This is a genomic window from Bacillus badius NBRC 15713 (assembly GCF_001591605.1).
In the GTDB taxonomy this organism is placed as follows: domain Bacteria; phylum Bacillota; class Bacilli; order Bacillales; family Domibacillaceae; genus Pseudobacillus; species Pseudobacillus badius.
The window spans coordinates 142,071-160,709 of the sequence record NZ_BCVF01000001.1; the positions used below are offsets into that span (position 1 = coordinate 142,071).

The window sequence follows — 18,639 nt, forward strand, 5'->3', positions numbered from 1 at the left end:
ATGGCCGGGACAAAAGCAGTGAAAAAGAAGGGATTTTCGAACTTTTAGCGAATTTTACACATGATTTAGTTCTTTTCGAAAAGGAGGCCATTACAGTGAACAGTGTGGATCATATTGGCATTGCAGTCCGTTCACTTGAGGAAACGCTGCCTTTTTATACCGAGCAGCTGGGACTTGCATTCATCAAGATGGAAGAAGTAGCTTCAGAGCAGGTGAAAGTCGCATTTATTGATGGAGGAAATGTAAAGTTTGAATTACTTGAACCGATGAGCAATGAAAGCGCTATAGCGAAGTTTATTGAAAAACGAGGACAAGGGATTCATCACGTGGCCTTTAAAGTAACAGACATTAACAAGCGCATCCAGGAGATCAAGGAGAACGGCATCCGCATGATCAATGAAACACCAAAGCTAGGTGCCGGGGGAGCAGAAGTTGCTTTTATGCATCCTAAATCAGCGCATGGCGTACTATTTGAGCTTTGTGACAAGAGCAAGACGGAAGGGGACAAGCATTCACTATGACAACTCCAGATATCTTCACAAGTATTAATGAATTATATGACAGACGCAGAGAGGTTGAGCTTGGCGGCGGTGATGAACGAATCGAAAAGCAGCATGAAAAGGGAAAGCTGACCGCCCGGGAGCGGATTAACCTGCTGTTGGACTCGGACACTTTTGTGGAAATCAATCCGTTTATTGAGCACCGCAGTACATATTTTGGGTTAGAGGATGTAAAAGGACCGGGTGATGGCGTAGTAACAGGCTACGGGAAGGTAAACGGCCGGCCTGTTTATTTATTCTCCCAGGACTTTACCGTTTTTGGCGGCGCATTAGGGGAAATGCATGCCAAAAAAATAGCCAACGTCATGGATCTTGCTGCTAAAAATGGCGCACCATTTATCGGACTGAACGATTCCGGAGGAGCCCGCATTCAAGAAGGTGTGGTTTCACTTGATGGCTACGGACATATCTTTTATCGCAATGCTATTTATTCAGGGGTAATCCCGCAAATTTCCGTCATTATGGGGCCATGTGCCGGCGGCGCCGTTTATTCGCCGGCGATTACCGATTTTGTGTTCATGGTGGATCAGACGAGCCAAATGTTTATTACTGGGCCGAAAGTGATTGAAACAGTCACAGGAGAAAAAATTTCTTCTGAAGACCTCGGCGGATCGAAAGTGCATAATGCCATTAGCGGAAATGCGCATTTTCGCGGCAGTTCTGAAGAAGAAGTGCTGAAAATGGTTCGTGATTTACTTGCTTATTTGCCCCAAAACAATGAAGAAAAGCCGCCGGCAGCCACTTATTCTACAGAAGACGATTACCGCAAGGACATAACCGACATTGTTCCTTTTGACGGGCTTCGTCCTTATGATGTAAGAAAGGTGATCGAACAGGTAGTAGATGAGAATTCATTTATGGAAGTGCAAGCGGAGTTTGCCAAAAATATCGTCGTTGGCTTTGCCCGTTTAAAAGGGGAGACGGTAGGCCTTGTCTGCAACCAGCCAAAGTTTATGGCTGGAGGGCTTGATATTGATTCATCCGATAAAGCTGCCCGGTTTATCCGTTTTTGCGATTCTTTTAATATCCCTTTAATCACCTTTGAAGATGTATCCGGCTTTTTTCCAGGCATCAAGCAGGAGCATGGGGGAATCATCCGTCATGGGGCGAAAATTTTATACGCTTATTCCGAAGCAACCGTTCCGAAGATGACAGTGATTTTGCGGAAAGCCTACGGAGGGGCCTATGTCGCGTTAAATAGCAAGTCGATTGGCGCAGACCTGGTGTTTTCTTGGCCGAACGCGGAAATTGCTGTTATGGGTCCGCAGGGAGCGGCCAATATTATTTTCGCCAAAGAGATTGCCAACAGCGAGAATCCGGAAGAAACAAGAGCGAAGAAAATTGAAGAATACCGAGAGAAATTTGCTAATCCTTATGTAGCGGCCGCACACGGTATGGTGGATGATGTCATTGATCCGCGGGAAACAAGAATCAAGCTCATCCAGGCACTGGAAATGATGAGGACGAAAAAAGAAGAGCGGCCAAAGAAAAAACACGGCAACATCCCGCTTTGATTGGATTCCCCATCTGGAAGCTTTTAGCACCAGGTGGGGATTTTGCCATGTGAAAGATTTGGAATTGGCCGGTGGAAGGAGTATACTGAAAATGGATAAAAGCAGGGAGGTACATAATGAAATGATTAATAAAGAACGATTGTTAAATGAATTTCTTGAGCTTGTTCAAATTGATTCAGAAACGAAAAATGAAGCAGCCATCGCTAAAGTGCTGACGAGTAAGTTTGAAGCGCTAGGTGTACAGGTGTATGAAGACGATTCTGCCGCTGTTACCGGTCACGGAGCGGGAAATTTAATTTGCACGCTAGAAGCAACAAAAGACGGAGTAGATCCTATTTATTTCACTTCGCATATGGATACAGTCGTACCTGGTGCAGGCGTAAAACCAAGCATTGAAAACGGCTATGTGGTTACTGATGGAACGACGATTCTTGGGGCAGACGACAAAGCAGGGCTTGCTGTCATACTTGAGCTGGTGAAAGTATTAAAAGAGCAAAAGTACAAACATGGCATGATTCAATTTATTATCACAGCAGGAGAAGAATCAGGGCTTGTCGGGGCAAAAGCGATGGACCCTTCTCTCGTAAAAGCAAAATTCGGCTATGCGCTAGACAGTGATGGCACAGTGGGCAATATTATTGTAGCCGCGCCGACACAAGCAAAAATCAAAGCAGAAATTTTTGGGAAAACCGCCCATGCCGGCGTTGCTCCTGAAAAGGGAGTGTCTGCTATTACTATGGCAGCCAAAGCGATTGCCAAAATGCCGCTTGGCCGGATTGATGAAGAAACGACAGCCAATATCGGCCGTTTCGAGGGCGGACAGGCAACAAATATCGTCTGTGATTACGCCTCTGTTTTAGCGGAAGCGCGCTCACTGGTTCCAGAGAAAATGGAAGTGCAAGTAAACAAAATGAAGGAAGCATTTGAACAGACTGCAGCAGAAATGAACGGACGGGCAGAAGTGCAAGTACAAGTGATGTATCCGGGATTTAAATTTGGCGAGGGAGACCACGTGGTGGAAGTGGCCAAAAAAGCAGCCGAGCGAATTGGCCGTCCAAGCCAATTATTAACAAGCGGCGGAGGAAGCGATGCCAATGTGATTGCCGGCTTCGGCATTCCAACAGTGAATTTGGCTGTTGGCTATGAGGAGATACACACCAAAAATGAAAGAATGCCAATTGAAGAGCTGATTAAGCTGGCTGAAATGGCTACTGCCATTGTAGCGATTGCTGCAGAAGAAGAATGAGAGAAGAGCAAAAGAAGGTGTTTGTATGCAGCTAATAGATAAAGTGGTCATCTTTGAAAGCGGCCGGGAAGAATATGCTATTTCGATACAATCTATTATTTCTATAGAAAAGGTGGAATTTGTCAATCCAATTCCTCTTATGCCTGCTTATATGAGAGGAGTAACTAAAGCGAGGGGAGAGCTTATTCCAGTCATTGATTTTGAAGCGGTTCTCTACCGCCGGCCTCTTAAGGAATCAGAGAATGCGCGCCTGCTTGTCGTCCAAACAGAAGCGATGCCGCTCGGCTTTTTAGTAAAGGAAGCCAAGGAAATTATCGATATTCCGCCGGATTCCCTGAAGCAGCTCGGAATTGCCGCTTATGAGAAAACAAGGTACTTCACAGGAATTGCGGCTTTTTCCGAACGGCTGATAACAATGATTGACCCGGATATCCTCGTCTCCTCGCTTGAAGGAATGAAAGATATTCAGGAATATATGAAAAGCAACCGGGCTCCCTCTGCTTAACTAGCATGCTCAGGTAATAATTTTCTTTATTTGTACAGGTTATGCCGCGCCTTTTCACATGCAGATGATGGATTTGCAGAAAGCATGCCGGTGAATGCAAGGCAAATAAGGGGCCGTCCAATCAGTCTCTAAAATCAAAAAAGGCGGAGAAAAAACCTCATTTTTCTCCGCCTTTTTTGATTGATAAGTTCTTTGATATGGCCGAATGCACTTTCTTCTTTGCTTGCAGATAGTGGTCTAGACTCCTTCCGGTCCGTCTGTTTTTGAGAAGAAAAAAGAGGCTGTTCCAAAAAGTCATTGTTCATGACCTTGTGGGACAGCCCTTTGTTTGTTAATTCATTGTTTTTTCAACTTCTAAAATGGCTTCTTTCAAGATGCCTACAAGTTCATTCACTTCTTGCTCATTAATGACGAGCGGCGGAGCAAATACAATTGTATCTGACTCACCGAAAGTGACTGTGCGCAAAATGAGTCCGCGCTTTCTTGCTTCAGTAATAATATAAGGAGCAAGCTTTTCTGAAAAACGTTCGTTTGTTTCCTGATCTTTAACAATTTCCAAGGCGCCGATTAAGCCGAGAAAGCGAACTTCGCCGACAATCTTCGTTTCTGATTGAAGGGCTTTCAACTTTTCGTGAAGCAGTGCCCCCATCTCCTTGGAATTTTGGACAAGATTTTCTCTTTCCATGATTTCAATGTTCTTTAAGCCGACCGCACAAGCCGTTGGATGGCCGCTATACGTAAATCCATGCAAGAGGGTGCCCTCAGAGAATTTGATAAAATCCTGATGGATATGATCGCGGACAACGACGGCGCCGAGCGGAATATAGCCGCTGGAAATGCCTTTTGCAAGCAGCATCACATCAGGAACGATTCCCCAATGCTCACAAGCAAACATTTTTCCCGTCCGGCCAAATCCGGTAATTACTTCATCGGCAATTAATAAAATGTTGTACTCATCACAAATTTGACGAATCTCCTGGAAGTAACCGTCCGGCGGAATATTTACCCCTCCGGCTCCTTGAACAGGTTCAGCGATAAAGGCGGCGATAGTATCGGCTCCTTCTGCTTCAATCGTTTTTCGTAGCGCCTCCGGCGAGAACGATTCTGTATGAACAAATCCAGCAGCGAGAGACGTAGTCATATGGTGAAAGTCTTTAATGCCGGTGGCGCTTGTAGAACCGACCGCCACACCATGATAAGCACGTTCGCGCGAGATAATTTTTGTTTTGTTCGGCTGGCCTTTGATTTTCCAGTAATGACGCACAAGCTTGTAGGATGTATCGTTTGATTCAGAGCCGCCGGAAGTAAAGAAGACAGCATTTAAATCACCCGGTGTCATTTCTGCTACTTTTGCAGCTAAGCGGATCGCCGGCTCATTGCTGAAAGTGGCGAAGCTTGAAGCAAATGCAAGGGTTTCCAATTGTTCTTTTGCTGCTTCCGCCAGTTCTGTCCGTCCGTAACCAACGTTTACGTTCCAAAGGGAAGCCATGCCTTCAATATATTTTTTGCCGTTAATGTCTGTTAAGTAAACACCTTTTCCTTCTTTAAAGATAATCGCCGGGCCATTTTCCTGCTGCTCTTTAATAGAAGACGTCGGATGGATAAAGTGTTTTTTATCAAGCTCTGCTAATTCATTAGTTAACGTTTCGTGCACCGACATTTTCATTCACCCCACTGTTTGATAATTCCGGTTTTGCCGGAGAAGTCTTTTTAAACAAGAAATAAAAGCCGACCGCCCACCAAGCAAGTGTAATGATCCATTCGTAAGGCCAGATGAGTGCCGATGGCATGCCAGGCATGTACAAGATGATAAAGCCAATCGTTAAAACAAAGGAAGACCAGCCGATGACATTGCTTTTTCCTGCCCGGAATGGACGCTCTAACTCCGGTTTATTCTTGCGAAGCCATAAGAAGGAAACAGATACCATAAAGTAAGCAAGTACGATAGCCAGGCCTCCAGCATCAACAAACCAGACAAGTGCCGGACGTCCAAGCAATGGGCTAAGCGTAGATAGAAGCCCGATAACTAAGATAGCGTTTGAAGGTGTTTTGTATTTTGGATGGATTTTGCCAAACCATGCCGGAAGTGCCCCATCTTGTGCCATCGCATACATGATCCGGCTCCCGCCAATAATAAACGCATTCCAGCTTGTAAGAATACCAGCGATTCCGCCAAGGATTAAGATTTTGGCAAACAGCGGAGAGCCAAAAGCCGCGCCCATTGCATCTGCTGTCGCAAGAGATGAAACCTTCAATTCATTTGGTCCAAGACTTAGAGAGACACCGTAAATAATTAATACATACCATAAAACAGCGAAACTGACAGATAGGATAATAATTTTGCCAATCGCTTTCATCGGAATGTTCATCTCTTCGGCCACTTGCGGGATAACGTCAAATCCGACAAAAAGGAAAGGAGTCATAATCATAACGCCCATGACACCCGCCATGCCGCCAACGAACAGCGGATCCATGTTTTGAATTTCGCCGCCTCCGAATGTAGAGCCGAATACTAGCATTAAGCCGATGGCTGTCAAAAGCAACGTCAATACAATTTGCAAAAAGGCAGCTTGTTTGACGCCAATCCAGTTGATAATTGTGACAATAATAGAGCCGGCCATTCCGATGGCTGCCCAAGAAAAGTAAACGTCCCAGCCGCCGAGTGTCCATAAGTAACCGGCTTGGTAATTAGGAAATATATATTCCACTACTGTAGGCAAAGCAACTGCTTCAAATGCTACAACCGAAATATATCCAAGCAGAAGCGCCCAAGCAACAATAAAGGCGGCTTTCATGCCGAGCGTTTCTTTAAGAAAGTGATAAGCACCGCCTGTCTTCGGGAAAACCGTTGTCATTTCTGCATAAGTCAAACCTACACAAATAACGAGAATTCCCCCGAGAAGAAAGGCGATAATCGAGCCGATTGACCCAGCTTTCAAGATCCAGTCGCCTGATAAGACGACCCAGCCCCAGCCGATCATCGCGCCAAAAGCCAGCACGAGTACATCGACCCTGGACAATACTTTGTTAAAATCTTGTTGTTTTTCCATTGCGAACAACCTCCTGTTGAATACCTAAACCTCCCCAATCCCCATTTGTTGCTGTTTAATTTAGAATTTTTAGTTTTTTTAGTATAATAAAAGCCAGCAGTAATCAGCCTGACAAAATACAGACTGGTACGCACTGGCTTCTTGACTGCTGGAACAATTCTGGCAGGAAAAGTGAGCAGACTAAACAGTTTTTTCATGGAATTGACTAAAAATTATTTATAAGGAGAGGCTTGTTTAATGACAGTTTATAATATTGAAAAAAATTTGTAAATAAATTTTCGAAATTATTTAATGAATAATAATTTTTAATCAAATGTCTTGACAACACTTTCGGGAGAATACATGTTCTTTTTTTTGTTTCGTTGTATAATAAAAAAGAAGAATCAGAGATCGAAACTAAAAGCAGGAAGTGGATCAACTTGGAAAGCTTTTATCCGAAAAACGGCCGTGTTGTCCTGCACGTTGACATGAATAGTTTTTATGCTTCAGTGGAGATAGCTCATAACCCTTCTTTACGGGGCCGGCCGCTTGCTATCGCCGGAAAACCAGAGGAGCGGAAAGGGATTATCGTTACTTGCAGCTATGAAGCAAGAACCTTTGGCGTAAAAACAACTATGACTGTTTGGGAGGCAAAAAAGCTTTGTCCGAACTTAATTATTTTGCCCCCGAACTTTGAGCGTTATCGGGGGGCTTCGCGAGAAATATTCCATATTCTCCGCCGGTATACTCCGCTTGTGGAGCCTGTATCGATAGATGAAGGTTATTTAGATATAACGAGCAGTTATGCGCTTGGCACACCGCTTGCTATTTCCGAACTGATTCAGCAAGAGCTTCTTGAGCGGCTGATGCTGCCGTGCAGTATAGGAATAGCTCCAAATAAGTTTTTGGCTAAAATGGCTTCAAATATGAAAAAGCCGCTCGGGATTACCGTGCTGAGAAAGCGGGAGGTGCCAGCTGTTTTATGGCCGCTTCCCGCAGTTGCCATGCATGGTGTCGGTGAGAAAACAGCCGATAAACTCGCCGGCTTGGGGATTATGACGATTGGGGATTTGGCGCAGGCGAGTGATCATGTGCTCAAAAACCGGTTAGGGGTCAGGGGAATCCAGTTAAAAGAACGTGCCAACGGCATAGACAGACGCAAAGTTGATCCTGAAGCTGCTAACGATTTTAAAAGCGTTGGCCAGTCGATTACCTTGCCAAAGGACGAGACGAAGCAGCAGGAACTTCTGCGGGTGCTCCTCCAGCTTTCTGAGAGGGTCGCTGTCCGTTTGCAAAGAAAAAAAGTGCTTGGCGAATCGCTCAGTGTTATGATTCGCTATAAAGACTGGAAGACGATTACGCGCAGCAAAAAGCTGTCTGGACCAATAGAAAAGGCAGAGGACATTTTTGCGGAAGCGAAACAGCTATTTTTGAAGAACTGGAGTGGAAACGGCATTCGTCTGCTTGGTGTCACCTTATCGGACCTTACCGAAAAGGAACAGGCTGATGTGCAGCTTGATTTATTTTCGTATGAGCAGGAAGCTAACAAAGCTTCATTAGCGGAAGCGTTGGACAAATTGGATAAAAAGTACGGAGAGGGCGTTATTCAGCCGGCAAGCAAAAAGAAACCGGCTGGCAAAGAAGCCGCGCCGGATATGGATGGCAAAAAGAGCGAATAGTTGCCGGTGAAGCGGAGCAACGGTTCATCAAGGCTGCTCGCCTTCAAGCGTGAAGATCTGCTTAATTTGCCGTTTAAGGGTCAAGAGAGGGCTGTCCTTCTCCATTCGCTCTTCATCTTTCAGCCAAATGCCGTCTTTATCAATTGCAGATGAATGGGCGATCACTAGGCCGATGTTTGTTTCGGAGTCATTGCTTTCGACAACAACATAGGGAATTTTGTATTGAATGGCCAGTTGAATATAGGGGACTAAGTACAGGTAGTCGAGGTCGCTGTTTAAGCGCATTTCTCCTTCGCGAATAAGCGAGACCCACTTCTCCACTTCTTCTTTTCCCTGCCTTTTATAAATCTGTTTGGCTGTAAGTGCTCCTTCAATCCGCCCTCTTTCTGTCCCTAAGTACTTTTTCATTCCGTCAGAAAGGGGATGTGCCGATGTTGTGAAAGCGGATGTTAGTTTTTTCAGAATCCCAACCTCCCTTTTGTATAGACAGCATGTTACTTTTAATACCCTTAAATGCTGCAGGATAACGTTTTTTTGATGGGTTGCTAATTTTTTTAAGGAAGTGAATTGCATGGATATTTTATTTTTAGGAACCGGGGCAGGAGTGCCAGGAAAGTTGAGAAATGTCAGCTCGCTGGCGCTTCGGATGCTAAATGAAAGAGGGGCCATCTGGCTGTTCGACTGTGGGGAAGCGACACAGCATCAAATTTTACATACATCTTTAAAGCCGAGGCGAATTGAAAAGATCTTTATCACCCATTTGCATGGGGACCATATCTTTGGCTTGCCGGGCCTTTTGGGCAGCCGGTCGTTTCAGGGAGGGGAACTGCCGCTTACAGTATACGGCCCTAAAGGAATAGAAGAATTCTTGCGTACTGCACTCCGTGTCAGCGGCACGAGGCTGCGATATGAGCTTAATATAGTAGAAATGGATGAAGGACTTGTTTTTGAAGACCATCACATGGCAGTGGAAGCCCGCCGGCTCGATCATGGGATAGATTCATACGGGTATCGCCTTCAGGAAAAAGATAAGCCAGGCATTCTGCTCGTTGATGAGCTGAAAAAAGATGGAGTGCCCCCAGGCCCTTTATACAAGGAGATTAAAGAAGGGCGTCCGGTCACTTTAGAGGACGGCCGCTTGATTGATCCGAAGAAGTACACTGGAGCGCCGCAAAAAGGGAAGACTATTGCGATTCTTGGCGACACAAGACCTTGTGAGGCTGCTGTGGCACTTGCAAAGGAAGCGGATTTGCTGATTCATGAAGCGACTTTTTCAGCAGAAACTCCGAAAATGGCCCATGACTACTTTCATTCTACGACGGTTCAGGCCGCTGAAATTGCTAAACAAGCTAGGGCTAAAGCGCTTATTCTTAATCATATCAGTTCCCGGTATACGAAAGAAGAAGAGGGGATGTTAAAGCAGGAAGCTGAAGCCGTTTTTGGCCCAGTTGTTCTTGCTCATGATTTAATGGAGTTTTTTATTTGATGTTTTGATCACCGATTGCCAGGCGGGAGAATTCTTTTTAGCTCTACATGTAAGAGCGTCAACTTTTTTCCCGGAACACCGAAAGTGAAAAAGTCTGTTTTCATTAAGCATGCGGCTTAATGAAAACAGACTTTTTAGTCACCAGCCTCGTTCGTACTGAACAGGCGGTTCAATTTCTGTTTTTAATTCGATGGCTGCCCGGCGCGGCCAGTGCGGATCACGCAGCAGCTCACGGCCGAGAAAAATCAAATCTGCCCGGTCATTTCGCAAAATCTCCTCCGCCTGCAGAGGGGAAGAAATCATGCCGACAGCACCGACAGGAATATCTGCTCCGTGTTTAATTGTTTCAGCAAATGGGACCTGATAGCCTGGAAAAACAGGAATCTTCGCAGGAACGACGGCCCCGGAGCTGACATCAATTAAATCGACATCCCATTCTTTCAGCTGCTTGGCTATTTCGCTGTAGTCTTCCGCTTGAAGGCCATTTTCATGGTAATCACTCGCGGAGATACGAACAAACAGCGGACCGTTCCACACATTTCGAACAGACTGAATAATTTCTTTTAAAAAGCGGAGCCGGTTTTCTGGACTGTCTCCATATTCATCTTCCCGGTGATTCGTTAGCGGGGAAAGAAATTCATTAATTAAATATCCATGTGCTCCGTGAAGCTCAATCACATCAAAGCCGGCTTCTTTTGCCCGTCTTGCTCCTTCGGCAAACGCTTCAATTGTTCTCTTAATATCTGCTGTTGTCATTTCTTTAGGCATTTTCATTGTCTCATCGAATGCCAATGCTGTAGGGGCAAGGATATCTCCGCGGACCTCGGATTTGCGCCCGGCATGAGCCAGCTGAATACCAATTTTTGCCCCGTGGGCGTGAACGAGGGAAACGAGTCTTTGAAGCCCCGTTAAGTGCTCATCGCTCCATATTCCGAGGTCTTGCTCGGAAATGCGCCCTTCAGGAGTAACAGCGGTCGCCTCTACGATAATCAAGCCGACTTGGCCGACAGCCCGCGCCGGGTAGTGGACAAGGTGCCAATCGTTGACTTTTCCGTCTTCTGCGGCTGAGTACATGCACATCGGTGACATAACAATCCGGTTCTTTAAAGTGACATCTTTGATTGTATAGGGTTCGAATAATTTTCTTGCCATTGGAATCCTCCTTCAATGTCTGCCAAATTCCATTATAGCAAGGCTGTTTCGGGAGCCAAAATAATTGGCTTATTGTTTGATCGGGTTTTGATAAGGAAGGCCAAGACGCTTAGACTGGGCGGTTGCTTCCACAATACAGTCGACAAAGGCCTGCTTGACTTTTTCCGCTTCTAAAATCCGAATGCCGGCTTCTGTCGTGCCGCCTGGGCTTGTTACACCCTTGCGCAGCTGTTCGGCTTTTCCTTCAGAAGCAGATAGCATCTCTGCAGCTCCGAGGAGTGTTTGGATAATAAGCGGCTTTGCTGTTTCTTTCTCCAGGCCGATTGCTTCGGCCGCCTGCTCCATCGCTTCAGCTACATAGTAAATATAGGCAGGCCCGCTTCCGGAAAGCCCTGTTACCGCATCGAGCTGTTCTTCCTTCACGATTTTTGTCAGTCCGATCGAAGAAAACAGTGCAAGGGCGGCAAGCTTCTGCTCCTCTGTGACATATTTATTAAGAGCAATAGCGGTCGCTGATTTTCCGACAGCTGCCGATGTATTTGGCATGGCTCGGACAACGGCAAAAGACCGTCCCGCTTCTTGTTCAATAAAACGGGTAGTTACTCCTGCCATCAGCGTAATAATCAAAGAGGAAGGGGAGAGGTGAGCATTAATTTTCTTTAAGGCTTCCCGGGCATCCTTTGGTTTCACGGCTAATACGACGATATGGCTGTCTGAAAGGATGGCTTCCGTTTCGTAGCTGGTGTGAATGCCATATCGGGCTTTAAGTTCTTGAAGTCTGCCTTCATCCGCTCGGTTGGTTGCATAAATATCGCCGGCAGCCAAAGCGCCGCTTGAAATAGCGCCCGAAATCATTGCTTCCGCCATGGAGCCAGCACCGATAAATGTTGTTTTCATCTGAACATCCTCCTTTAATGAAATAAATCGATAAAATAAAAAACACCCTTCCGCCCTCAAATAAAGGACGAAAGGGTGTTTGCTTCCGTGGTACCACCTTTGTTTGCGAAAATAACTTTCCGCACACTCTGACCCGATAACGCGGGGTTTGCGTTAGGTTTTCCTAAAGGCTCAAAAGGCAGGTTCAATAAAAAAGCGGGTGATGGAGCTTTTCAGCCGGCGGGCTCCATTCTCTGGCACCATTTTTTATTTACTGATCCTTTTTCATCGCGCATATATTTTTAGCATGTTCTTTTTATTATTTATAGTTTGAATTATATGTGATTATGCATAAAAACACCTTATCTGTCAAGCGTCCGCAAGTGCAAATAAAAGAACATTTCTCGGCTATGTTGTGTGAAAATAATGACAAATCTGTGTCAAACAGCTAAAATGAATAAAAGATTATTTTTTTGGAATAAAGATCTATTAAGTGAAAATTGCTCAAGAGGTTCCGAGCTGTGTGAAAAGATGTACAGTTCACCAGCTTAATGTTTATTATTATGCAGGCAGGTGTTTATTTTATGAATGTGGAAAGTTTTGGCGATATTATAAAAATTACGCTGCCGACGCCTTTTCCGGTCGGCGATGTGAATGTTTTTCTAGTAAAAGGCGATCGTTTAACATTAATAGATGCTGGAGTAAAGACGGCTGCTTCCTTTGAAGCGTTTACGTCGGGGCTGTCTGAGATCGGCTATACGGTTGGTGATATTGAACAAGTCGTCTTAACTCATCATCACCCTGATCATATTGGGCTCTTAGATTTTCTTCCGGAGGGCATCGAGATCATCGGCCATCGTTACTGCAGCGGTTGGCTGACAAAAGATGAACAATTATTGCAGAAAAACTCCGTGTTTTTCCGTGATCTTTTTTTGCAATGCGGGTTGCCTCCGGAAGCAGAAGGAATGCTCAGCAAGATACAAGCGCCTCTGAAATTCAGCTGCGAAAACAGCACTCTGACGACAGCTGTCCAAGAGGGGGAAGAGCTGCCAGGGCTGCCGGGCTGGCGCGTTTTTGAAACACCAGGTCATGCTCAAAGCCACCTTGCCTTTTTTCGGGAACAAGACGGTTCTTTACTTGCAGGCGACCATATTTTGGCAACGATTTCTTCTAACCCGCTGCTTGAACCGCCGCTTATCCCGGGGACCGACCGTCCGCGGCCGCAGCTTCAGTATAATGATTCACTGAGGAAGATGATGGAGCTTCCGGTTGATACGGTTTATACGGGGCATGGGAAGGAAGTGAGGAATATCGTTCCGCTCATTACCCGCCGCCTGGAACGCCAGCATGAACGGGCGCTTTCTGTTAAAGAAATGCTGAAAGAAAAGCCGCTCACTGCTTTTGAAGTATGCCAGCGCCTCTTTCCGGCTGTTTATAAAAAAGAGCTGGGTTTAACGATGTCAGAAACGGTAGGCCAGCTGGATTATCTGCTTCATATTGGCGAAGCCGGCGCAGAGCAGAATGAGCAAGGTGTATCGTTGTATTTTCCTCTATGAAAGGGAGAGGTAGCATGAGCCGTTTACAAGGAAAAACAGTTGTCATTACCGGAGCATCCGGCGGTTTGGGAATGGAAATGGCCAAGCAGGCAGCGGCAGAAGGAGCCCGGCTTATTTTACTTGCCCGCCGCCTTGACCGTCTGGAAGAGGTAAAGGAAATGCTCCATCGCACCTTTGCCGCTGAGGTTCATATTTTTGCAGTCGATATCAGCCAAAAAGAAGCGGTTGAAGAAGTGTTTTCGAAAATTTATGAAGAAGTTTCCCGCATTGATATTCTTGTCAATAATGCTGGGTTTGGCATTTTCAAAGAAGCGCGTGAAGCAAAGTGGGAAGAGACGCAAGCCATGTTTAATGTCAATGTTCTCGGGCTGATTTTGTGTACGCAAATGGTGATTCCCCATATGCAAGCCCGCAGAAGCGGCCATATTATTAACATTGCTTCGCAAGCCGGAAAACTCGCTACACCTAAATCAAGCGTATATGCGGCAACAAAGCATGCTGTTCTAGGGTATACGAACAGTTTAAGAATGGAGATGGCACGCGCTGGCGTATACGTAACAGCCGTAAACCCAGGCCCGATTGCCACAGATTTTTTTGCTGTGGCTGATCCATCAGGTTCATATGCCAAAAATGTCGCCCGCTGGATGCTGAAGCCCGAGCAAGTAGCCAAGGAAGTGGTGAAGGCAATGGGGACAAACAAAAGGGAGATTAATTTGCCGAGGTGGATGAACGCTGGCAGCATCATTTATATGTTGTTTCCGCGCCTAGTAGAACGAGTGGGCCGCCAAGCGTTTTTTAAAAAGTAAGTGAAGGGACTCCAGGTGATCGAGAGATGATCCGGAGTCTTATGCATTCGTAATAAATGAGTAGACCTCATCCTCAATCATTTCATACAATTCGCTGTCATCTGTTTCCCGCCGTTGCTGGACACGGTCCATAAGCATGCGATAAATGCTTTCCGCTTCCGGCTCCTCCGGCGTAAAATGGTATTGGGAAAGATGTTGCTTAATCATTTTTTTAATAAAAATTTCTTCCAAACCAAACTGCTCCTCTCCGCTTATGGCTGCAAAAAATGAGCCGCCAATAAAGGCAGCTCTATCTGACCTTCTCAAGAAAGCCGGCTTTATTTTTCTTCTTCGTCTAATACCTTTTCGGCGCGGACGCAGGAAGCGAATTTTCCTTTGTGGGAAGCATCGCAAAACGGCATTTTTTGCGACTGGCCGCAGCGGCAAAGTGAAAACACCGGTTTTGTTTCAAAAACGTTTCCATCCATGTCAATCAATTCTACATCGCCCGATACTTTAAAGGACCCGTTATCCATCACTTTAATTTGTGCTTTTGCCATCTCCTTACCCCCTCTCTTATCGTTGACTCCATTTGATAGTATAAAGAAAAAAGATAAAAAGCAATAACCTCTCTGAAAGGAATGATAATGATGGACATCTATATTACAGAAGAAGCGGCAGAAAAGCTTGGAAATAAACTGACAGATGGAAAGCATATAAAGCTTTATTATGATACAGAAGGATGCGGCTGCGGAGTAAATGGTATTCCTCTTCTATGGATTACAGGTGAGGTGGCACCGGATGACGTGAAAATAGAGACAAATGCTATGCCCGTATATGTGGAAAAGTCGCACATGCTGTTTTATGCCGATAAGCTGACGATTAGCGCTTCCGGTGCGAACTATTACCGGTTAAGCAGTCCGGGAGAAATTTTAAACGGACGGATGAATGTAGTCATCCGTCCGTAGTTCACTAGCTGCTGCCAATCAGCCCGGCCGGACCAACACATCATCGTACTTGTCTTGAACAAGAAGACGGGAGTCAGCGTGTCTGATAATACGTATGTAAAAAGCGGTCGATTGCCTCAGCGTAGGCTTCAGGATTTTCATTGTACGATTGGGCATGAGCCCCCTTGGGAGCAAGGTAAATTGCTTTTGGGTCTCTCTTCTCTTTATATAATGTTTTTGTCATGTCAGGAAGAATAAACGTATCTTCTTCGCTATGAATGAAAAGGACGGGCTTCTTGATGTTTTTAACCGCTTGCAGCGGCGAAATGTCAGACAGGCGGAAGCGGCCGCGCAGCAGGACGGACCAGCTGGCGAGATGAACGAGAAGCTGCGGCGCAGCTTTAATCTCACGCTTCATTTGATGAGTCAGCTGAGCTTGAAAATCAGAAAATGGACAGTCAGCAATGTAAAAATCGGCGCGGTCTTCCATCAAGCCGGCATACAGAAGCAAGGTGGCTGCCCCCATCGATTCTCCATGAATACCGAAAGAAACGTCAGTGCCCTCCCGACGGATCAATTCATTGACCACGGCCTGCAAGTCTTCTTTTTCATAATAGCCGTAGCTTGTTGTATCACCGCCCGATTCTCCGTGCCGGCGGTGATCGTAAATAACGCCGTTAAAACCGCGTTCCAAAAATAAATTCATATATTTAATCGAATTGATTTTTGTTTCCGTTACGCCATGGCAGAAGATAACATAGGGACGGCCGGGGTGAGGAGTTACAAATACGGCTTTGAGCCGGTAGCCGAAAGGCGAGGCAATCCAAACCTCTTCCTTTGGCAGCTGGTTGTAGTGATGGATGTCGAGCCGTTTGGCTTCTACTTCCCGTCGGTAAATCAGGTCTTCATTCTTCTTTCTCATGTGCAGTACGCGGCTTGATAAATAAAAGCCGGCCGCAGCTGTCAGCATAGCTCCGGATCCGAGTGCTGTGATCCATCTTTTCATTCGTCGTCACCTCAGAACATGTAATATAAGTAGTGTATCATGTCTGCAAAGAAAGATCATTTGTACTCGCTGCCAACTCCCGTGTAAAATAAGGGCAATAAGATGAGGGGGAAGACGGAAACATGAAAAAGAAAAAGCAAGGAAAGAGCAACAACCAAGCAGAAGAGAAGGCGACTTTGAAGGATGCGTTGAACGCCAGTGTGCTCGAACAGCTTAAGAAAAAACAGCAGCAGCTGAAAACAGAAGAAGAAGAGAAAAAAGCGGCTGCGGAGCAGCGGAAGCGGGAAGAGCGGCGCCAGCGCGAAAAAAATAAAAGCTTCGAAGAATTGTTAAATGAAAGCAGCATGGACTGGAAGAAATTCAAATAAATGAGACATGTTCGGCCTTTTTTCAGGAAGGCTGAAAAAGGACGCGGAAATTCAGAGGATCAGGGCATTGAAGCAGATTCAGTGCCCTGATCCTTTGTGGTTGTTGATAAGTGGAGCTAGTCTTTATTCTGTCTGCCTTGCATTTCCGCGCTGAACGGCGGCTAAATGGCCTTGTTTTTGCTGATAGCACGCCCTGTTTATTTATCGGTGCTGTGCGTATCGGTTCGGCTTTGTCAACTCCCTGATCAGATGAAGCTCCTCTTCCGACAGGTCCGTTTCTTTGACCGCACGGATGTTTTCCTTCAACTGACTGACAGAGCTTGCGCCGGCTACAACGGCAGCTACAGCCGGATGATGCAAGGTGTAGCGAAGGGCGAGGGCATTGAGCGAGCGCTGATTGGATAATTTATTTTCAATTTCACTTAGCAGTTCTGTGAGTGCAGCCTGGGAATAATCAAGAAAACCTTTCTCCTGAAATTTATCAATTTTTTCCCGCCAGCTTGCACTGAGCAGGCCTTTAGCGAGCGGTCCGCGGGCAACCGCGCTAATACGCTGCTCCTCGAGAAGCGGCAAAGCCTTTTCTTCAGGACGGCGGTCCAGCGGGCTGTATTGCATCATCACTGTGTCGATGGAAGAGCGGGCAGCAAACTGGCGAATGACATTCGGGCGGATGGAAGAGAGGCCATAAGCGCGGATCAGTCCTTCTTTTTTCAGCTCTTCAAATGCCTCGATCGTTTCTTCGATGGGATCATCTAATGTGCCGCCGTGCAGCTGATAAAGATCAATATAATCTGTTTGCAGCCGCTTGAGGCTGTTTTTAACCGCTTCTTTTATGTATGTTTTCGACGGGTCCCACGTCCACCCTTCTTTTCCTTCCTGCCAGCGGTTTCCAACCTTTGTGGCAAGGATTACTTGTTCCCGTACCGGCTTTAAGGCAGCGCCGACTACGGCTTCATTCAATCCGTAATCATACAAATCAGCCGTGTCGAAATAATTCACACCTTCTTCAAGGGCTGTTTCTATAATGTTGCGTGCTTCTCTTTCCTCTTTTCCGAGCGACATACAGCCTAATGCCAATTCGCTTGCAAGCAAGTCTGATTTTCCCAGCAGGTTTTTTTTCATTTCGCTCCTCTCCTTTCTTTTGTTATGATAGCGGAAGCGCTATTGTTCGCCAAATGATCTGTTCGGTTCATGCCGGAAAGGACGTATGGTAAACTGGGAAAGAGAACGGCTGAAATGTGAAGAAACATAGGTATATACAAAGCCAATAGATAGAGGAGTGGTACGGGTGAAGAAGTTTGAAGAAAAGACGCTGGAGACAACAGCAATCTTTGAAGGAAAAGTGATCCGCCTGCAAGTCGATGATGTGGAACTGCCGGATGGAAAGCAGGCAAAAAGAGAGATTGTGAAGCATCCTGGTGCTGTAGCGATACTGGCCTTGACCAATGAAGGGAAAATTGTCCTTGTAGAACAGTACCGAAAAGCTTTGGAGCGTGCGATTGTAGAAATTCCGGCAGGGAAGCTGGAGAAGGGAGAAGGACCTGAGGAAACAGCCCGCCGCGAGCTGGAAGAAGAGACGGGGTATGTCTGTCAAAGCTTGAAGCTGCTTCAGTCTTTTTATACGTCACCGGGATTCGCTGATGAACTCGTATATTTATATGTGGCCGAAGGGCTTTCCCAAAAGGAAGAGAGGCTGCAGCCGGATGAAGACGAGTTTGTAGAATTAATGGAAGTCACGCTGGAGGAAGCTGAACAGCTGATGGAAGAACAGCGGATTTGGGATGCAAAAACAGCTTACGCCATTCAATATTTACAACTGCAAAAGGCCTTGACAGAGTAAAGGTGGAAGCCGGCGGGCAGGTGAAATTTCAAGTTAATGAATTCCAGGTATAAGCATATTCCCCCTTTTTCATACATAAATTGGATTAAC

Annotated in this window: 20 protein-coding genes and 1 other annotated feature; of the genes, 11 read left to right on the plus strand and 9 right to left on the minus strand. The window is 45.9% G+C overall.

What is annotated here, in order from left to right; all coding sequences use genetic code 11:
• Positions 1 to 95 precede the first annotated feature (95 nt).
• From mce to BBA02S_RS00760, 4 genes are all read left to right on the plus strand, one after another.
• Complete coding sequence (gene mce / locus BBA02S_RS00745) at positions 96 to 521, plus strand: methylmalonyl-CoA epimerase (RefSeq protein ID WP_087903739.1); 426 nt, start codon at positions 96 to 98, stop codon at positions 519 to 521.
• Positions 518 to 2,074 carry an acyl-CoA carboxylase subunit beta gene (locus BBA02S_RS00750; protein ID WP_041097100.1) on the plus strand — a complete coding sequence of 519 codons (1,557 nt, stop codon included), beginning with the start codon at positions 518 to 520 and terminating at the stop codon, positions 2,072 to 2,074. Before mce ends, BBA02S_RS00750 begins: the two co-directional genes overlap by 4 nt.
• 121 nt (positions 2,075 to 2,195) lie before the next feature.
• On the plus strand, positions 2,196 to 3,320 hold the full coding sequence (locus BBA02S_RS00755; RefSeq protein ID WP_041113408.1) for a M20/M25/M40 family metallo-hydrolase: 1,125 nt from the start codon (positions 2,196 to 2,198) through the stop codon (positions 3,318 to 3,320).
• Between the two features lie 25 nt (positions 3,321 to 3,345).
• Complete coding sequence (locus tag BBA02S_RS00760; protein ID WP_041097098.1) at positions 3,346 to 3,825, plus strand: chemotaxis protein CheW; 480 nt, start codon at positions 3,346 to 3,348, stop codon at positions 3,823 to 3,825.
• A 331-nt stretch (positions 3,826 to 4,156) separates the two neighbouring features.
• On the opposite strand, the gene BBA02S_RS00765 is transcribed toward BBA02S_RS00760, so the two are convergent.
• A complete protein-coding gene (locus tag BBA02S_RS00765) occupies positions 4,157 to 5,485 on the minus strand; it encodes an aminotransferase family protein (protein WP_041113303.1) in 1,329 nt (442 codons plus the stop codon).
• A complete protein-coding gene (locus tag BBA02S_RS00770; RefSeq protein WP_052475123.1) occupies positions 5,460 to 6,875 on the minus strand; it encodes an APC family permease in 1,416 nt (471 codons plus the stop codon). The genes BBA02S_RS00765 and BBA02S_RS00770 overlap by 26 nt, the downstream gene beginning before the upstream one ends.
• 419 nt (positions 6,876 to 7,294) lie before the next feature.
• Between BBA02S_RS00770 and BBA02S_RS00775 the strand changes: the two genes are divergently transcribed.
• Positions 7,295 to 8,533 carry a DNA polymerase IV gene (locus BBA02S_RS00775; RefSeq protein ID WP_041113409.1) on the plus strand — a complete coding sequence of 413 codons (1,239 nt, stop codon included), beginning with the start codon at positions 7,295 to 7,297 and terminating at the stop codon, positions 8,531 to 8,533.
• Between the two features lie 27 nt (positions 8,534 to 8,560).
• Here BBA02S_RS00775 and BBA02S_RS20925 read toward each other — a convergent pair whose 3' ends face one another.
• Positions 8,561 to 8,941 carry a DUF1694 domain-containing protein gene (locus BBA02S_RS20925; protein WP_169799345.1) on the minus strand — a complete coding sequence of 127 codons (381 nt, stop codon included), beginning with the start codon at positions 8,939 to 8,941 and terminating at the stop codon, positions 8,561 to 8,563.
• A 163-nt stretch (positions 8,942 to 9,104) separates the two neighbouring features.
• On the opposite strand from BBA02S_RS20925, the gene rnz reads away from it, so the two are divergent.
• A complete protein-coding gene (gene rnz / locus BBA02S_RS00785) occupies positions 9,105 to 10,019 on the plus strand; it encodes a ribonuclease Z (RefSeq protein ID WP_041113304.1) in 915 nt (304 codons plus the stop codon).
• Positions 10,020 to 10,157: 138 nt separating this feature from the next.
• Here rnz and namA read toward each other — a convergent pair whose 3' ends face one another.
• Together namA and proC are read right to left on the minus strand one after the other, a co-directional pair.
• Entirely contained in the window at positions 10,158 to 11,171 is a 1,014-nt protein-coding gene (gene namA, locus BBA02S_RS00790; RefSeq protein ID WP_041097092.1) for an NADPH dehydrogenase NamA, read from the minus strand.
• 69 nt (positions 11,172 to 11,240) lie between these two features.
• Positions 11,241 to 12,068, minus strand: a complete 828-nt coding sequence (proC, locus tag BBA02S_RS00795) for a pyrroline-5-carboxylate reductase (RefSeq protein ID WP_041097090.1) — start codon at positions 12,066 to 12,068, stop codon at positions 11,241 to 11,243.
• A gap of 60 nt (positions 12,069 to 12,128) precedes the next feature.
• Positions 12,129 to 12,345: a binding site (T-box leader), on the minus strand.
• A 286-nt stretch (positions 12,346 to 12,631) separates the two neighbouring features.
• Here proC and BBA02S_RS00800 point away from each other — a divergent pair.
• Together BBA02S_RS00800 and BBA02S_RS00805 are read left to right on the plus strand one after the other, a co-directional pair.
• On the plus strand, positions 12,632 to 13,603 hold the full coding sequence (locus BBA02S_RS00800; protein ID WP_041097088.1) for an MBL fold metallo-hydrolase: 972 nt from the start codon (positions 12,632 to 12,634) through the stop codon (positions 13,601 to 13,603).
• A gap of 14 nt (positions 13,604 to 13,617) precedes the next feature.
• On the plus strand, positions 13,618 to 14,409 hold the full coding sequence (locus BBA02S_RS00805) for an SDR family NAD(P)-dependent oxidoreductase (protein ID WP_041113305.1): 792 nt from the start codon (positions 13,618 to 13,620) through the stop codon (positions 14,407 to 14,409).
• Between the two features lie 39 nt (positions 14,410 to 14,448).
• Here BBA02S_RS00805 and BBA02S_RS00810 read toward each other — a convergent pair whose 3' ends face one another.
• Positions 14,449 to 14,640 (minus strand): YqzH family protein, encoded by a 192-nt coding sequence (locus tag BBA02S_RS00810; RefSeq protein ID WP_125474386.1) that lies wholly within the window; start codon positions 14,638 to 14,640, stop codon positions 14,449 to 14,451.
• Between the two features lie 86 nt (positions 14,641 to 14,726).
• Positions 14,727 to 14,948: a CDGSH iron-sulfur domain-containing protein gene (locus tag BBA02S_RS00815; protein ID WP_041097081.1), complete on the minus strand. Its 222-nt coding sequence runs from the start codon at positions 14,946 to 14,948 to the stop codon at positions 14,727 to 14,729.
• 87 nt (positions 14,949 to 15,035) lie between these two features.
• Here BBA02S_RS00815 and BBA02S_RS00820 point away from each other — a divergent pair, with 87 nt between their 5' ends.
• Positions 15,036 to 15,356, plus strand: coding sequence for an iron-sulfur cluster biosynthesis family protein (locus BBA02S_RS00820; RefSeq protein WP_041097079.1), 321 nt, complete (start codon positions 15,036 to 15,038; stop codon positions 15,354 to 15,356).
• Between the two features lie 73 nt (positions 15,357 to 15,429).
• Here the strand turns inward: BBA02S_RS00820 and BBA02S_RS00825 are convergent, their stop codons facing one another.
• Positions 15,430 to 16,341 (minus strand): alpha/beta hydrolase, encoded by a 912-nt coding sequence (locus tag BBA02S_RS00825; protein ID WP_041097077.1) that lies wholly within the window; start codon positions 16,339 to 16,341, stop codon positions 15,430 to 15,432.
• 122 nt (positions 16,342 to 16,463) lie between these two features.
• Between BBA02S_RS00825 and BBA02S_RS00830 the strand changes: the two genes are divergently transcribed.
• Positions 16,464 to 16,709 carry a DUF3886 domain-containing protein gene (locus BBA02S_RS00830; protein ID WP_041097075.1) on the plus strand — a complete coding sequence of 82 codons (246 nt, stop codon included), beginning with the start codon at positions 16,464 to 16,466 and terminating at the stop codon, positions 16,707 to 16,709.
• Between the two features lie 201 nt (positions 16,710 to 16,910).
• On the opposite strand, the gene BBA02S_RS00835 is transcribed toward BBA02S_RS00830, so the two are convergent.
• Positions 16,911 to 17,831, minus strand: a complete 921-nt coding sequence (locus BBA02S_RS00835) for an aldo/keto reductase (RefSeq protein ID WP_041097073.1) — start codon at positions 17,829 to 17,831, stop codon at positions 16,911 to 16,913.
• Between the two features lie 166 nt (positions 17,832 to 17,997).
• Here BBA02S_RS00835 and BBA02S_RS00840 point away from each other — a divergent pair, with 166 nt between their 5' ends.
• On the plus strand, positions 17,998 to 18,549 hold the full coding sequence (locus BBA02S_RS00840) for an NUDIX hydrolase (RefSeq protein ID WP_041097071.1): 552 nt from the start codon (positions 17,998 to 18,000) through the stop codon (positions 18,547 to 18,549).
• Positions 18,550 to 18,639: the final 90 nt, after the last annotated feature.

Bases quoted from the DNA above. Each gene is read 5' to 3' on its own strand.
- BBA02S_RS00755 (WP_041113408.1), top strand. From the start codon at position 2,196: ATGATTAATAAAGAACGATTGTTAAATGAATTTCTTGAGCTTGTTCAA.
- BBA02S_RS00830 (WP_041097075.1), top strand. From the start codon at position 16,464: ATGAAAAAGAAAAAGCAAGGAAAGAGCAACAACCAAGCAGAAGAGAAG.
- proC (WP_041097090.1), bottom strand. From the start codon at position 12,068: ATGAAAACAACATTTATCGGTGCTGGCTCCATGGCGGAAGCAATGATT.
- BBA02S_RS00765 (WP_041113303.1), bottom strand. From the start codon at position 5,485: ATGTCGGTGCACGAAACGTTAACTAATGAATTAGCAGAGCTTGATAAA.
- BBA02S_RS00770 (WP_052475123.1), bottom strand. From the start codon at position 6,875: ATGGAAAAACAACAAGATTTTAACAAAGTATTGTCCAGGGTCGATGTA.
- BBA02S_RS00805 (WP_041113305.1), top strand. From the start codon at position 13,618: ATGAGCCGTTTACAAGGAAAAACAGTTGTCATTACCGGAGCATCCGGC.
- rnz (WP_041113304.1), top strand. From the start codon at position 9,105: ATGGATATTTTATTTTTAGGAACCGGGGCAGGAGTGCCAGGAAAGTTG.
- namA (WP_041097092.1), bottom strand. From the start codon at position 11,171: ATGGCAAGAAAATTATTCGAACCCTATACAATCAAAGATGTCACTTTA.
- BBA02S_RS20925 (WP_169799345.1), bottom strand. From the start codon at position 8,941: ATGAAAAAGTACTTAGGGACAGAAAGAGGGCGGATTGAAGGAGCACTT.
- BBA02S_RS00835 (WP_041097073.1), bottom strand. From the start codon at position 17,831: ATGAAAAAAAACCTGCTGGGAAAATCAGACTTGCTTGCAAGCGAATTG.
- BBA02S_RS00825 (WP_041097077.1), bottom strand. From the start codon at position 16,341: ATGAAAAGATGGATCACAGCACTCGGATCCGGAGCTATGCTGACAGCT.
- BBA02S_RS00750 (WP_041097100.1), top strand. From the start codon at position 518: ATGACAACTCCAGATATCTTCACAAGTATTAATGAATTATATGACAGA.
- BBA02S_RS00760 (WP_041097098.1), top strand. From the start codon at position 3,346: ATGCAGCTAATAGATAAAGTGGTCATCTTTGAAAGCGGCCGGGAAGAA.
- BBA02S_RS00820 (WP_041097079.1), top strand. From the start codon at position 15,036: ATGATGGACATCTATATTACAGAAGAAGCGGCAGAAAAGCTTGGAAAT.
- BBA02S_RS00815 (WP_041097081.1), bottom strand. From the start codon at position 14,948: ATGGCAAAAGCACAAATTAAAGTGATGGATAACGGGTCCTTTAAAGTA.
- BBA02S_RS00800 (WP_041097088.1), top strand. From the start codon at position 12,632: ATGAATGTGGAAAGTTTTGGCGATATTATAAAAATTACGCTGCCGACG.